The 14,227-nt window shown below is 70.7% G+C and carries 14 protein-coding genes; 5 read left to right on the plus strand and 9 right to left on the minus strand.

Annotated features, from left to right (window positions below):
- Positions 1–148: 148 nt before the first annotated feature.
- The 3 genes from DP107_RS06855 (at position 149) to DP107_RS06865 (ending at position 3,055) form a co-directional block, all read left to right on the plus strand.
- Positions 149–1,261 carry an agmatinase family protein gene (locus DP107_RS06855; protein WP_144261411.1) on the plus strand — a complete coding sequence of 371 codons (1,113 nt, stop codon included), beginning with the start codon at positions 149–151 and terminating at the stop codon, positions 1,259–1,261.
- Positions 1,262–1,375: 114 nt separating this feature from the next.
- Positions 1,376–2,185 carry a prephenate dehydratase gene (pheA, locus tag DP107_RS06860; protein WP_144261412.1) on the plus strand — a complete coding sequence of 270 codons (810 nt, stop codon included), beginning with the start codon at positions 1,376–1,378 and terminating at the stop codon, positions 2,183–2,185.
- Positions 2,186–2,356: 171 nt separating this feature from the next.
- Positions 2,357–3,055 (plus strand): Sjogren's syndrome/scleroderma autoantigen 1 family protein, encoded by a 699-nt coding sequence (locus tag DP107_RS06865; protein ID WP_144261413.1) that lies wholly within the window; start codon positions 2,357–2,359, stop codon positions 3,053–3,055.
- A gap of 124 nt (positions 3,056–3,179) precedes the next feature.
- Here the strand turns inward: DP107_RS06865 and DP107_RS06870 are convergent, their stop codons facing one another.
- The 4 genes from DP107_RS06870 to DP107_RS06885 form a co-directional block, all read right to left on the minus strand.
- Positions 3,180–3,701 (minus strand): winged helix-turn-helix transcriptional regulator, encoded by a 522-nt coding sequence (locus tag DP107_RS06870; protein WP_144261414.1) that lies wholly within the window; start codon positions 3,699–3,701, stop codon positions 3,180–3,182.
- A complete protein-coding gene (locus DP107_RS06875) occupies positions 3,694–4,077 on the minus strand; it encodes a DUF7471 family protein (protein ID WP_202877361.1) in 384 nt (127 codons plus the stop codon). Before DP107_RS06875 ends, DP107_RS06870 begins: the two co-directional genes overlap by 8 nt.
- 25 nt (positions 4,078–4,102) lie before the next feature.
- The gene (locus DP107_RS06880; RefSeq protein WP_144261415.1) at positions 4,103–5,158 is read right to left on the minus strand and encodes a DUF7282 domain-containing protein; all 1,056 of its coding nucleotides are present in this window, start codon (positions 5,156–5,158) and stop codon (positions 4,103–4,105) included.
- A 70-nt stretch (positions 5,159–5,228) separates the two neighbouring features.
- Positions 5,229–6,329, minus strand: coding sequence for a DUF7350 domain-containing protein (locus tag DP107_RS06885; protein ID WP_144261416.1), 1,101 nt, complete (start codon positions 6,327–6,329; stop codon positions 5,229–5,231).
- A gap of 138 nt (positions 6,330–6,467) precedes the next feature.
- Here DP107_RS06885 and DP107_RS06890 point away from each other — a divergent pair, with 138 nt between their 5' ends.
- On the plus strand, positions 6,468–7,763 hold the full coding sequence (locus DP107_RS06890; RefSeq protein ID WP_185977208.1) for an outer membrane protein assembly factor BamB family protein: 1,296 nt from the start codon (positions 6,468–6,470) through the stop codon (positions 7,761–7,763).
- A 57-nt stretch (positions 7,764–7,820) separates the two neighbouring features.
- Here DP107_RS06890 and DP107_RS19905 read toward each other — a convergent pair whose 3' ends face one another.
- A complete protein-coding gene (locus DP107_RS19905; protein ID WP_185977209.1) occupies positions 7,821–7,967 on the minus strand; it encodes a hypothetical protein in 147 nt (48 codons plus the stop codon).
- A gap of 179 nt (positions 7,968–8,146) precedes the next feature.
- On the opposite strand from DP107_RS19905, the gene DP107_RS06895 reads away from it, so the two are divergent.
- Positions 8,147–9,151 carry a glutathione S-transferase family protein gene (locus DP107_RS06895; RefSeq protein ID WP_144261418.1) on the plus strand — a complete coding sequence of 335 codons (1,005 nt, stop codon included), beginning with the start codon at positions 8,147–8,149 and terminating at the stop codon, positions 9,149–9,151.
- Positions 9,152–9,170: 19 nt separating this feature from the next.
- Here the strand turns inward: DP107_RS06895 and DP107_RS06900 are convergent, their stop codons facing one another.
- The 4 genes from DP107_RS06900 to DP107_RS06915 form a co-directional block, all read right to left on the minus strand.
- Positions 9,171–9,725: a cupin domain-containing protein gene (locus DP107_RS06900; RefSeq protein WP_144261419.1), complete on the minus strand. Its 555-nt coding sequence runs from the start codon at positions 9,723–9,725 to the stop codon at positions 9,171–9,173.
- Positions 9,726–9,799: 74 nt separating this feature from the next.
- Positions 9,800–11,176: a bifunctional hydroxymethylpyrimidine kinase/phosphomethylpyrimidine kinase gene (gene thiD / locus DP107_RS06905; RefSeq protein ID WP_144261420.1), complete on the minus strand. Its 1,377-nt coding sequence runs from the start codon at positions 11,174–11,176 to the stop codon at positions 9,800–9,802.
- A gap of 544 nt (positions 11,177–11,720) precedes the next feature.
- Positions 11,721–13,151: a hypothetical protein gene (locus tag DP107_RS06910; RefSeq protein WP_144261421.1), complete on the minus strand. Its 1,431-nt coding sequence runs from the start codon at positions 13,149–13,151 to the stop codon at positions 11,721–11,723.
- A complete protein-coding gene (locus DP107_RS06915) occupies positions 13,152–14,003 on the minus strand; it encodes an ABC transporter ATP-binding protein (RefSeq protein WP_144261422.1) in 852 nt (283 codons plus the stop codon). It abuts the gene before it with no gap.
- Between the last annotated feature and the right edge of the window lie 224 nt (positions 14,004–14,227).

Consider the following 14,227-nt stretch of genomic DNA (forward strand, 5'->3'; position numbering starts at 1 on the left):
AGTACACCTTGATGGCACATGAAACGTACATGCGGGCAGGAGCAGCCTGTGTCGGGTATTATAGTTCCAAAGGAAGCCTTTTATCTACTGAGTATCCATAGGTATTCGGCGGAAAAGAGCGCACTCGTCTACCGAGCAAACCAAACACATGACAGACGAAGGACGCGGTGAGGAGATATACGGTGAGAAGTACAAGGAGTCGAACGAACCGATCTTCAGCGGCATCCCGACCTTCCTGAAGCTGCCCGAGGCCGACCGTGACGAGTTGGCCGAGGAGGACGTGGATATCGGCATCATCGGTGCGCCGCTGGACACTGCGACGACGATCCGGCCGGGCACCCGCTACGGGCCGCGTGCGGTCCGGGCTGCCTCCACGGTCCCGTCACCCCCATACGAACATTTCAACATCGAGACGGGAGTCGACCCGTTCGACCATTTCAAAGTGGCGGATACGGGCGATGCGGCGGTCACCCCCGGCGACACCCGGCAGAGCCAACTGAACATCAAGGACGCCGTCCACGAGATCAGCGAGCAGGCGACCCCCATCGTCATCGGCGGTGACCACTCTATCAGCTATCCGGACATCAAGGGGTGGGCCGAGGCCAACGACTACGAGGACATCGGGCTCATCCACTTCGACTGCCATGCCGACACCGGCGAGGACGGCCTCACCGGCTTCGAGTACGACCACGGTGCGTGGGTCAAGCGCGTCTTCGACGAGGGGATCATGGCCGGGGAGAACTACACGCTCATCGGCCCCCGCGGCTTCTGGCCTGCCCCGGACACCTACGAGGGGATGCGCGACGCCGGTATGAAGTGGTACACGTCGATGGACGTCGAGGCGATGGACCTGGACGATATCGTTCAGGACGCCGTCGAACGCGCACAGGACGGCACCGACGCCGTCTGGCTCTCCTTCGACGTCGACGTGATGGAGCCCGCGTACTGCCCGGGTACCGGCGAGCCCGAACCCGGTGGGCTGGTCCCCCGCGAGGCCATCTACATGGTCCGCGAGGTGGTCAAGGCGCTCGACCCCGACGAGTTCGGCTTCGACGTGGTCGAGGTCGCTCCACAGTTCGACGTGAGCGACTCCTCCTCGTACAACGGCGGCATCACGAGCGGCTTCGCCAACCGGCTCATCATCGAGGTGATGGGGAGCATGACACTGGCGGACAAGGGGCTCTCCGAGGGCTCCCCGGTCAGGCCGAAGGAGCCGCTCGGCCCGACCGGCACGGCTGAGGCGACAAGCGACGACGACTGACCCCGCACCGACGGTCGATCGCCGACCGCTGTGTCCCCCGGGTCGTACCGGCGCGGCGTCCCGACCCCCATGGACCCGACGCGTTTTTGCCGACCACCCATCTACCTACGCGGGATGAAAGCGCTCACGCTCGGCCCCACCGGCACCTACTCGCACCGCGCGACACGGGCCATCGCGGCCGACGGCGACATCGAGTTCACCGAGTCCGTGACGGCCATCGTCGAGGGGGTCGCCAGCGGCGAGTACGAGCGCGGCGTCATCCCCGTCGAGAACTCCATCGAGGGCTCCGTGACGGAGTCGCTGGACGCGCTGGCCGACCGGAACGTGGCCGTCGTCCGGGAGATCGTCACCCCCATCCGCCACGCCCTGCTCGCCCAGACCGGCGAGTTCGAAACCGTCGCCAGCCACGCACAGGCGCTGGCCCAGTGCCGTGGCTACCTGGAGCGGGAGTACCCCAAGGCGACCCTCGAGGCCGTGGCCTCGACCGCCCGCGGCGTCGAGCGCGCCCGCGGTGACACGGGCGTCGCGGCGGTGGGTCACCCCGACACCGCGGGCGAGGGGCTCCGCGTCCTGGCCGAGGACATCCAGGACCGGAACTCGAACGCCACCCGTTTCGTCGTCATCGCCCCGCAGGCCGAGCGGAGCGACGCCGGCGGCAAGACCAGCATCGTCGTCTACCCGGGCAACGACTACCCCGGCCTGCTGCTGGAGCTACTGGAGTGCTTCGCCGACCGCGACATCAACCTCACCCGCATCGAATCGCGTCCCTCCGGCGAGCGCCTCGGCGACTACGTCTTCCACATGGATTTCAACGCCGGGCTCTACGAGGAGCGCGCCCAGGCCGCTCTCGAGGACGTGGAGGCCATCTGCGAGAAGGGCTGGGTGAAGACCCTCGGGTCGTACGATACGGAACACGCGCTCTGAAGATTTGTACCGCTCGGGCTTCCTCGCGCTCGCTTCGTCGTCGGACCACGTCCGACTGCAAGCGGGACGGAGTCCCGCCCTGCTCGCGCGTATGCACGAAGTCGGCCTGTAGCAACGGTACCGAATCGCTCCCCCACAGCCCTTTTGCGCGTTCGCGGGAAACTCACGGCTATGAGCGACGACTTCGACCGCGAGGAGGAGCGACGCAAGTTGGAGGAGAAGTTCGGCGAGGCGGAGGACGACCGGGAGCGGACCGAGCGGCTGAGCGAACTGCTGCTCAAGGGCGCGACGATGACCGACCGCCACTGCCCGGAGTGTGGCGACCCCGTCTTCCGCCACGAGGGGCGTGAGTTCTGCCCCTCCTGCCAGCGCGAGGTCACGACCGACGAGGCCCAGCGGGCGACCGCCGGGCAGGCCGCCGCACAGGACCCGACCGACTCGGCGCCCGCTCCCGGCACGAACGCCGAGGTCGACGCGGCCGCCGACGACAGCACCATCGAGGTGGATACGCCCGGTGTACCGGATACCGACGATGCGGCCGCCGATGGAGCAGCCCCGACCGCAGAGGGTGCCGACACCGCGCCCCCGACAGGGCAGGCCGCTGATACGCCGCAGGGGAGCCAGCCGCCCGCCGGCGAGCCGGCGGGCGAGTCCCGGGCGCAACCACAGCCCCAGCCGACCGCGAGCGAGTCCGCGCCCAGCGCCGGGGGCGGGTCGGGGCTACTGCCCGCCCGCCAACACCTCACGCGAACCGTGAACCGGCTGGCCCAGCAGGCCGCCGCCGAGGAGGACCCCGGGCGCAAGCGGGAGTTCCTCGCGGCGACGCGGGAGGCCGCCGAGGCGCTTGAAGCGGTCCGCGACGCCGAGTAGACGAGCGGTATTACCGAGTTACATCGGGGATTACGCGGCAATCCTCCGGTTCGAATCGGAGAACTCGCCATACCGTCGCAATCCGGCTTTCCACCGGCTGGGAACGGCAGAACGGTCGGTCACCTCACTCCGCGACCATCGAGTCGAACAGCCGCGTGAACCGGTCGACGAGCCGCTCCGGGAGCGACGGGTCCACGCGGCCCAGCAGTCGAGCGGTGCGCTCCGGTTCGGCGACGGACAGGAGCACCCGGTTCCCGTCACGGGTCGTCCGCACGACCTCGGCCTCGGCCAGCCGGCCGGTGTGCCAGGAGCAGGTCGAGCGGGCGATGCCGACGCGCTCGGCGGTCTCGCCGGCCGGGAGCGGCCCCGCCGCCAGCAGTTCGGCGACGATGTCCGCGCTCGTCTCGCGGTGGAGCAGCGCGAGCGCGCCACGCTCCCAGCCGTCGAACTCGGGGGTGTAGTAGTGGGTCCGACCGAACAGCTCGTCGCCGACCACGCGGCCGGCCCGGTCGAGCCGCCGGAGGTGGTACTGGACCTGCCCCGGGGCGAGGTCGAGGTCCCGCACCAGCGCGTTGACGTGGACGCCGGGGCGCTCGCGGATGCGGTCGTGGATGGTCCGTCGGGTCGCGTTCTCCGCCTCAGTCACGCTCGCTCACCCCGTCGTCGGTCGCGTCCGCACCCGCACCGGGTGCCCGGCCGCCATCCGGCGCGGGTTCGTGCGTCCGCTCGGCCGCGTCGGTTCCGCGGGCGGACCGCGCCGTGTAGACGGCCGCGATGACGAGCGCGGCCATCAGCACGTCCAGTACGTGTTCGGCGAGATGGTGGTCGGCCTCGGACAGCAGGCCGCCCATCGCGGCCGCCGCGACGCCGACCCGGGCCAGCAGCGTCGCCAGGGCCAGCGCCACCAGCAGGTACGGCCGCGACCGCCGGCGGGCGAAGCCCGCGAGCGCCAGTCCCAGCAGCGTGGCCGCCGCCACCCCCGCGAGCGCCAGCAGCCCCACCAGCAGCGGCCCGTTCGTCATGGCGTCTCGTACTCATCGGTCGTGTTTAGCTCCGTCGGCGGTGCGTGGCGACCCCGACCCCGAGCACGGTGGCCAGCACGGCCGCCAGCGCGCCGAACCCGGGTTGCCCGTCGGTGCTCGTCGACTCGCCCCCGTCGTCCGCCGTCGGTGACGGCCCGCCCGCGGCCGGCGAGGTCGTCGCGGTCGTCACGAGGCTGTCGTCGTCCGTGTCGTCGGCCGGGGTCGCGGTCGTCACGCCCGTGTCGTCCTCCCCGTCGGCATCGCCGGCGGTCGTGGACCGGCCACCGTCGGCGGTGTCCGTCCGGTTGACGTAGACGAAGGTGGTGACCGCGTCCCCGCCCGCCATGACCGGCTCGTCGCCGGGGCCGAAACTGCCGTCGCCGTCGCTCCGGTACAGGGTGAGGGCGAGCCGGGCGCGGCTCCCGAGGTCCTCGGAGAACGAGTCCTCCAACCGGACGGTGACGTCGCCGTGGCTGCCGGCGTCAAGCGCGGTGGCGCCCACGGGTCCGGCGGCGGTTTCGTCCTCGTCGCCGGGATCGGTGACGTTCCGCGCGACCACGTAGCCGTCCGCGGGGAGCTGCACGTTCCGGACCTGTACCGAGCCGTCGTCGACGGTCTCCGGGCTGAACGCCGCCGAGCCGACGTAGGCTGTGGGCCCGCGCTCGAGCGTGAAGCGGTCGGTCGCCTCGCGCCCGAAGGCGGTCAGCACGGCGTCCTCCTCGCGGTCGAACCCGCCGCTCCCGTCGTCGCTGTGGAGGGCCACGTGGACGGAACGGGCCTCGCCCGCGCCCCAGTCGTCCCACCGCTCCTCGTCGATGGTGACGGCGAGGTCCGTCCGGAAGCCGGCGCCGCGCAACCGGTCTGCGGCGAGTAGCTCCCCCCGCTCGCCGTCGTCGTCGGCGTAGAGGGCCACCCAGGCGTCGTCGGCCACGTACGCCGTCTCGACCACCACGGTCCCGTCCGTCGAGGCCTGTGGGTCGGCCGTCACGTCGTTGATATGGGCGCTGACCGGGAGCGGCGCCGCCGCCAGCGCCACGATACAGGCCAGTGCGGCCGCCGCTGCGAACGCGCGTCGTCTCACTACCGTCACGCTGGGGAGCATCGAATAAAGCCTGTTTCCCAACTCGGACCGGAATTCGCGGGCCGCCGACTCAGACGGTGAACCGCATCGGCGGCATGTCGATGAACGCCCGCTCGTAGCCCTCGTGGCGGGCGACCTGCGGCGGGGCCGGCACCCGGAGTTCGACCTCGTCCCCGGCGGACAGCCCGCCCTCGACGGCCGTCCCGTAGTGGTAGCCGAGTTCCGGGTCGAGCCCGCGGGTGAGTGCCCCGTCGAGGACGGTCTCGCCGTCGCGGATCACGGTCGCCTCGACGGCCATCGACGGCAGGACGGTCCCGTTGTACGGCGTCCGCGCCGAGACCGCCAGGTAGTTGGCGGCGTCGAACCGACCGGCGGTCGTGCCCGAGAGCCGGGTCGAGAGGAAGACCGCGTCGCCGCTGGTCGTCTCGGCCAGCACCTCGCCCGGGAGGTCCGCCCTCCCGGGGGCGTTCGCCTCCGGCATCATCCCCATCTCCATCGGATTCACCGCGCCGCGCTGGCCGTACTTGTCCAGCTCCTCGACGGTCACCTTCGAGCGCTCCGCCTCGTTGAACGCGAACGGGATCTCGATGGTCGCGGGGTCGTCGAAGCGGCCCTCGAACGCCCCGCTCCGACGGAGGTTCATGCCACCGATGTTCACCCGGGCGGTGTACTCCCCGTCGCCGTCGAGCCCGAAGTTGCCGCCCCAGTGAAAGCCCATCCGCTGGGAGAGCATCGGGTAGATGACCTCCTGACTGACCAGGTCGCCGTCCTGGACGATCTCCACGGAGACGCCGACCTCCGGCAGCACCGTGTTCGTCTCCGGGTCCCAGACGACGGCCATCAGGTGGACGCTGTCACCGTCCTCGATGGACGTCTCCGAGCGCGAGGAGCCGCTCATGTTCCAGAACAGGTGCGGGGCGCTGTACATCACGCCGGCGGCGTACTCGCCGGACTGTGCGGTCCCCTGCATCGCCATCGACTCGAGATACCGCTGGATGTAGACCGCCTCCGGGAGCGACTCCTGCTCGGCCCGCTCGGGCGTCGACCCGCCGGCGTCGGTCGGGCTGTCGGTCGGGTCGGTGCCACCGTCGCCGCCGTCCATCCCGGTGCATCCGGCCAACCCCAGCAGCCCGGCCGCGCCGCCGGACAGGAGGAACCGTCGTCGGTTCATCGCCACATGGTAACGGGGAGACGGGCAAAGTCGTTCTGGTCCGACCGTCGAAATCGGTTCGCTCAGGTGTTCGACTGCCCGTTCAGCGTGCACACCCGGAGCGACAGCGGTTTGCCCGTGCCGTGCCGACCCACGGGTATGCGACTCCGCCCCGGTTCGGGGCTCGACGCGCTTTCGACGCTCGCGCTCGCCGCCCTCCTCGTCCTCGCCGGCTGTACGCTGCCGGCCGGCCTCGGCGGTGACGGCGGTGGCGACGGTGACGACCTCGAGGCGAGCGTGGACTGGGTCGCGGGCGACTCCGAGATCCTGGGCAACCACCACTCCCCGGGCGTCGGGCGGCTCCCCGGGACGGAGGGGCTCGACGGAACGGTCGTCGCCCATCCGCTCGGGGGGCGCGGCGACCGGGAGGGCTGCCGCCTGCTCGCGCTGAACGGGGGCGGCGGCGAGCGCTGGGCCGCGCCGGTTCCGCCCGAGCACTGCACCATCCACGCCGTCGCGGACCCGGCGGTGGCGGACTTCGTTGGCGACGCGACCCCGGAGGTCATCGTCTCGACGACGGAGTCCGAGACGGTCGCCTACGACGCCCGCACCGGCGAGCGCCGGTTCGCCGTCTCGCTCACGGACTACGGCTACACCCGGCCGGTCGTCGCGGACCTCGCCGGCGACGCGGCGCCGGAACTCGTCACCCAGGACGCCCGCGGGGAACTGTTCGTCGTCCGCCCGGACGGGGTGGTCTGGCGGCGCTCGCTGGACGCGTACACCTTCGTCGACCCGGTCGTCGCGGACGTCGACGCCGACGGACGCACCGAACTCGTCGTCGGACTCGGCGACGGCCGCGTGGTCGCGTTCGCCGGCGGGGGCACTCGCGAGTGGACCCGCAGCCTCGGCACCGGCACCGGCGACGCGGTCGTCTGGGCCACCGCCGCGGACGTCGACGACGACCCCGCGGTCGAGTTCATCGCCACGACCGCCGAGGGGGCAACCGTCGCCCTGGACGGCGCCACCGGCGAGACGGAGTGGCGCTTCGCCGACGCGGGCAGTCCCGCGGCGGTCGGCCCCGCGCTCGACGGCGACGACGACGGGGCCGTCGAGGTGTACGTCACGGGGGCCAACGCCAGGGTCCGGGCGCTGAACGGCTCCACCGGCGCGGTCGAGTGGACCAGCGACCGGCTCTCGGGGGCTTCACTCCGGTCGGTCCCGTCCGCGGTCGCCGCCGATGTCGACGGCGACGGCGGTCCCGAACTCGTGGCGGCCACCGGTGACGGTACCGTCGGCGTCCTCGCCGGCGACGGGACCGTCCGCGCGACGTTCGACCGTGGCGGCGACCGCGCGCTCTACACGCCGCCCGTCGCCGCGGACGTCGACGACGACGGCCGGGAGGAGGTGCTCGTCCCGTACGGTGACGGCCGGCTCCACGCGGTCTCGTTCGACTGAGCGAGGCGGCCGCCGCTGTGCGTGCGGCGGGCCGGCGGAAGACGCGGGCGACGCCCGCTACAGCTCGAGCTCCTCGTTCTCGTACAGCTCGTCGAAGTCGACCTCCTCGTCCTGGTGTTCGAGCGCTCGCCGGACCTCCCGTTTCCGCCGCTGTTCGCGTTTGACGGCTCCCTTTCGCTCGCGACCTCTCTTCGTGTCTCCCATGGCATTGTGTGACAAACACACACATGGTCTTGAAGCTATCGGCGACCACGACCCGTGAGTCCCCCCGCCGTCCCCGTCGCCCCGGCGTTCACCGCAGGCCGCGGGTTTCGGCCGGCGCACGTGGTGACACCCGTGTCACGGTGACGCTGATATGTCCGGGCCACGTAGGTTGGAATACCATGGTCAACATGTACGTCGACGGAGAGTGGCGCACCGATGCCTACGAGATGAACGACGACGACGGGGAGTTCGACCGCGACTCGACCAGTTTCCGGGACGCGCTCGGCGGCGAGTTCCCCGCCGAGGCCGGCCGCTACCACCTCTACGTCTCGCGGGCCTGCCCCTGGGCCCACGGCGCGGCGATGGTCCGCTCGCTCATGGGGCTGGAGGACGCCATCACGATGGACATCGTCGACCCGTACCGTGACGAGCGCGGCTGGCAGTTCACCCCCGAGGAGGACGACTGCACGGTCGACAGCGTCAACGGCTTCGACTACCTCGGCGAGGCCTACGTCGAGGCCGACCCGGACTACACCGGGCGCGTGACGGTGCCCGTCCTCTGGGACACCGAGACGGACACCATCGTCAACAACGAGTCGATCGAGATCATGGAGACCCTGGCGACCGAGATGCGGGAGGTCGGCAACGGCGCCGACCTCTACCCCGCGGACATCCGCGAGGAGGTGGACGCGGTCGTCGACGCCATCTACGACCCCATCAACAACGGCGTCTACCGTGCCGGCTTCGCGGGCACGCAGGAGGCCTACGAGACCGCCGTCACGGAGCTGTTCGACGCGCTCGGCCACTGGGACGACGTGCTGGCCGACCAGCGCTATCTCGCGGCCGACGGGGAGCGCCTCACCCTGGCGGACCTCAGGATGTTCGCCACCCTCGTCCGCTTCGACCAGGTCTACCACACCCACTTCAAGTGCAACAGGCGGCTCATCAGCCAGTACGACAACCTCTGGCCGTACGTCCGGGACGTCTACACGACGCCGGGCATCGCCGAGACGGTGAACATGGCCCACATCAAGGAGCACTACTACACGACCCACACCGATATCAACCCGACCGCGTTCGTCGCCGCCGGTCCGGACCTCGACTTCGAGGCCGACCACGACCGCGACGAGCTGCCCGGTGGCCCGCCGGCGGAACTGGTGGCCGGCGCCGCGAGCGCGGACTGACCCCGGGACCCGAGTCGTCTCAAGACCCCGCGCCCCGTGGTCGCGCCCGCTCCTTCTGGCCGGTCAGGTGTGTCGACCGGCGGCCGTCACGGGCGGCCGGTGGCGGCCCGACGATTTCGATTCCGTGGTCTCCCGCGAGCGCGTTCACCTGACCGATGGCGTCCTCGGACGGCGGCGTCGTCGGGACCGTTCCCTCCTCCGTCGGCTCCCCGACAGCGGTCACGAACTCACCGAACCCGGCGGGTGCGGTCGAGGCGAGGATCACCGACTGCTCGTCCGCGACGAGACTGTGCTCCTCCCCTCGCGGGAGGACCACCGAGTCCCCCGCAGTCAGCGAGCGGGCATCGTCCGCCGTGTGGACCGTCACCCCCCCGTCCAGCACGTGGATCGTCTCGTCCGCGCCGTCGTGTACGTGCATCGGTGGTGCATGGCCCGCCCGCAGGTGCATCTCGACGACGGACACCCGGTCGTCCGTCGCGCTTCCGGGGACCCGGACGTAGGAGAGTGTATCCAGGAACCGATACGCCGTCGCTTCCGCGCGCCGGCCAATCGCCGGTTCGGTGAAGTCGGACACGCCCGGCGGATACGGACGGGTGTCAGAAGTTACCCACGCTCGATTCCCGCGCGTCCGCCCGGCGGCCGGGGACACTACTCCTCGCTCGTCTCCAGCGTCTCCACGACGCTCACGACCCGCTCGGCCACCTGCCGCGCGTCCTCGCCGACGAACTTCGCCATCGGCTCCTTCCCGTGGGCCCCGCGGTCCAGCACCACGACGGGACGCTCCCCGTCGCCGCCGAAGGCCTGCCGCGCGCCCCACCCCATCGTCGACGCCTCGACCTCGGCCACGTCCTCCGGCTGTGCGTCGCGGTCGTACTCCGCGATGTGGCCGTCGAGCCCCTCCAGCGCGGTCTCCACGTCGTCGGCGAACCGGCAGTTGACCGCCCAGCGCAGGGCGGGGTCGTACTCGCGGGCGGCGAGCAGGAAGCGGGCGACGTGGCTGGACGCGCCGAACCGCACCCCCCGGTTCGGCTGGATGCCCGACAGCGTCCGGGTGACCCGCCCTTCGACGGCGGCACACTCCTCGGGTGCCTCGGCGTACGGCGTCGCCCCGACGACGTTCATCCCGACCTCCGGGACGACCGCCGACACGTCGCGCTCGACGAACCAGTCCACCACGTCCTGCACGCGCTCGGCCGTCGGCTCGCGGGCGGCCGCGTTGCGCGCCTCCACGAGGTGGTGGACGGCGCCTGGCCCCTCGCCCACGTCGTGGTGATGCCGGACAGCCCGCTCCAGCAGGTCGATGCCGAAGCCGACGGCCTCCTTCAGCGGCTCGTCGCTCGCGAGATGGGTCGCGATGGCCGAGGAGAGCGCACACCCCGAGCCGTGTGTCGCCTCGGTGTCGACGCGCGGGTGGCGTGCGGCCTCGATGTAGTCCGCCGTCACCAGGGTGTCGAGCACCTCGTCGCCGGGGATGTGGCCGCCCTTGACGAGAGCCCCCTCCGCGCCCCAGGTCAGCAGGCGCTGGCCGGCGAGCCGTGCGCCGGCTTCGTCCTCGACATCCACGTCCGTCAGGACCTCGGCCTCGTCGGCGTTCGGCGTCACGAGCGTCGCCTCGCCGATGAGGGCCTCGTAGGCGTCCTCGGCGTCCTCGTCCAGCAGGCGGTCGCCCGAGGCGGCGACCATCACCGGGTCGACGACGACCGGACAGTCCAGGCCGGCAACGTACCGCGTGACCGTCTCGACCATCTCGGCGGTCGCGAGCATCCCCGTCTTCACCGCGGCCACGTCGAAATCCGTGATGACGGCGTCCAGTTGCGCCTCCACCTCCTCGACCGGCAGGACGTGGGTGCCGTGGACGCCGGTCGTGTTCTGCGCGGTGACCGCTGTCACGGCGGCGGTGCCGAAGCCGCCGCAGGCCTCGATCGTCTTCAGGTCGGCCTGGATGCCGGCGCCGCCGCCCGAATCCGAGCCGGCGATCGTGAGGACCACCGGCCGCTCGACGGGTGCTGGGCGTCGCGTGCTCATGTGCGCGGCTGGGGGCGTGACGACTATAGCGATGGTGGTCGACGGGACTGGGGCCGAGACCCCGGACGAAGGACCCTGTTGGAACATCCGAGAGCCGACAGATGTGGTTTGCTGGATACAGAGGGTAGACCCACAGCGAGCTGCATCAGTCGGCGAGCGAGTCAACGGCGAACCGAAAGCACAGGACAAGCAGACCCACTACTCCGACGACGAACAACGGGGATGGGAACGTGTACAGACAGCGTCGGCGAACTGCGAGGACGGTGTACAGCGGTGCGTGTAGTAGTACCAGTCGTACGCCTCCGGAGCTAACAGAGCAGGAGCGAATACAGCGAGCGCAGTATCGATTCGCGATACCGGCAACCAGACCATGCGTGTATTCGCGGATTGTCCGATCTCAACTTCTTTGCGCGGCATACACACCCCATCGTCCCTACCACCTGCCAACCGACTCGTCCGTGCCCGATACGTGCCCTGTATTCAGCAGGCCCGCTGAGACCTGTTACCGCCCGGAGATTCCAACGAGGGCGGACGGTGCGTGGAGTCAGTCCGTCCCGGAGAGCGCCTTCCGCTCCCAGCGCGGTGCGGCCCGCGTATAGAGGCCCACACCGACGAGCCCCGCTAGGAGGCCAATGGTGACCGCGACGCCGCCGGCCTGCCACGCCGGGTAGAGCGGGTACGCGATGGCGAGGATGACCAGCGGCATGAGGACGGCCATCATCGCGAGCGTGAACAGCGCGAAGGTCGGGGTGTCGAACAGGAGCTCCGTCGGTTCCAGCCCGGCCGCGTACGCGGTGACGCCGAAGACGCACATCGCGAGCGGCGGGAAGACCGCCAGCCCGACCAGGGCGGTGTCGTAGCCGAAGACGACCCCGCCCAGCACGAGATACGCCAGCCCGACCGGGAGCGCGAGCAGCCCGAACCCGACCAGCTTCGCCCGGAAGACCGTCGGCAGGGAGACGGGATACCGGAGGTAGAACTGCTCGTCGTCGAACTGGCAGAGCCAGTTGTACGTGGTGAACGTCCCCAGCGCGAGGATGGTCGCGACCGTCAGCCCGGGCTGGGGCCGGACCGGCACCACGTCCGGGAGATAGGCCAGGAGTACCGCCAACACCCCGAAGACCAGCCCCTGCGAGAAGACGACCTTCCACAGCCCCCCCGAGGAGCGGGCCACGTCCAGCAGCGACTTCGAGAGCGCGCCCTGGCGGTCCAGACCGCCCAGCCGGGCGTGGAGGAAGCGGAACCGGTCACGCGCGGTCCGGGCGGGCGTGCGCCGGTCGAACTCGAACAGCGCGATGCCCGCCGCCGTGAAGGCGACCGGCAGCAGGAGGCTCCCGAGGACGGCGGCGGGGGTCACCCGCGAGACGAGCTGGTACGGCGTCACGCTCACGACGGCGGCACCGCGGAGCACCAGCCCGGCGACGACGACGGCCGTGACCGCCAGCGCGGCGAGCCGCGAACGGGTGTAGACCCCGACGAGGAACAGCGACAGCGCCACGCCGAGCGTGAACATCCCGCCCGCGGTGACGAAGACCAGCGGCACGGTGGTCCACGGCACTAGCCCGAAGTACGCCAGCGGCGCCACGCCCACCGCCAGCGGCAGGATGAACAGCACCGCGTAGTAGAGCACGTCCTTGAAGACGAACGCGACCATCAGCCGGCGGAAGGAGACGGGAAGCGTGCGGGCGGCGTACAGCAGGAGCGTCGTGTCCCCGAGCAGGTCCTCCAGCGCGTCGCGACCGACGAGCCCGACGGTGCCGACCTGGAGTCCCAGCAGCGCGACGACGAGGTGGAGCCCACCGAGCAGGGTGTCTGCGTCGGCGTTCCCGAGCGCGAAGAACGTCGCCGTCCCGGCCGCGACGAGCGCGACGAACAGCGGGAAGCTGGCGAACCGCTTGCCGCCGAACAGCTCCGTGTGGAGCCGCCACTCCTCCCGGACCATCCGGTCGAACAGGTAGCGGTACGGGACGCCCATCTACCGGTCCCCCGTCGCTCCCCCGTCCGTCTCGGCCTCGACACCCCCCTCCTCGGCGGTCGCGGCGGGGTCGGCGGCGTCGGTCGCCAGCCCGGCCCCGACCTCGGCGCCCGCCGTCGAGTCGGCGTCGACGGCCGCGAAGAACCGGTCAAGCAGGCTCTCCTGCTCGTCCAGTTCCCGGGGGTCGAGTTCGGCGAGCAGCCGGCCGCGGTTGATGATGCCGACCCTCGTGCAGACCTCCTCGGCGGTCCCGATGAAATGGGTCGACAGGAACAGCGTGTTCCCGTCCGCACGGTACTCCCGGAAGAACCGCTTGGTCCGCTCCTGCATGATGGGGTCGAGGTTCGTCAGCGGCTCGTCGATGAACACGACGTCGGGCTCGTGGAGGAACGCCTGCGTGATGAGCACCTTCTGGCGCTCCCCCTGCGAGAGGTCCGTGCACAGCGTGTCGAGCTTGTGCTCGAACTCCAGCCGGTCGGCCCAGGCGTCCACGCGCGGCCCGACGGCGCTGTCGTCCAGATTCCGCGTCGCCGCGACGAAGTCGAAGTACTCCCGCACCGTGAGGAAGGACGGCGGCCGGCCGTTCTCCGGGAGGATACCGACCGCACCCCTGGCCCGGACGGGCTCGGCGACCGGGTCGATACCGACCACCCGCGCCGACCCCTCGTCGGGCACCAGCTGCCCGGTCAGGATGTTGATAGTCGTCGACTTACCGGCCCCGTTCGGCCCCAGGAACCCGTACAGCTCCCCTCGCGGGACGGTCAGCGAGAGCTCGTCCAGCGCGGTCACGTCGCCGTAATGCCTGGCGAGCCCGTCGGTGTGGATGGCGGGCGCCCCCTCGTCACCGGTCATCACCCGTCAGTTCGGTCCGAGACGTGGTTAACCCTGTCCCGACCCCTCGGTCCGAGCACCGACGGCAACAGTCCGAACACGACCCGGAGTATATCACTATCGGTGAAACAGGTGGTGAGATATGCCGTTTCGACTCGAACGGAGAATTCTTACGCACAACGAACCGTATACGCCGGTTATAGGGCCACTCGGACTCGCCGATGGCGTTGGTGTACTCGACGGCC

It is taken from the genome of Haloglomus irregulare, assembly GCF_007421925.1.
GTDB lineage: Archaea > Halobacteriota > Halobacteria > Halobacteriales > Haloarculaceae > Haloglomus > Haloglomus irregulare.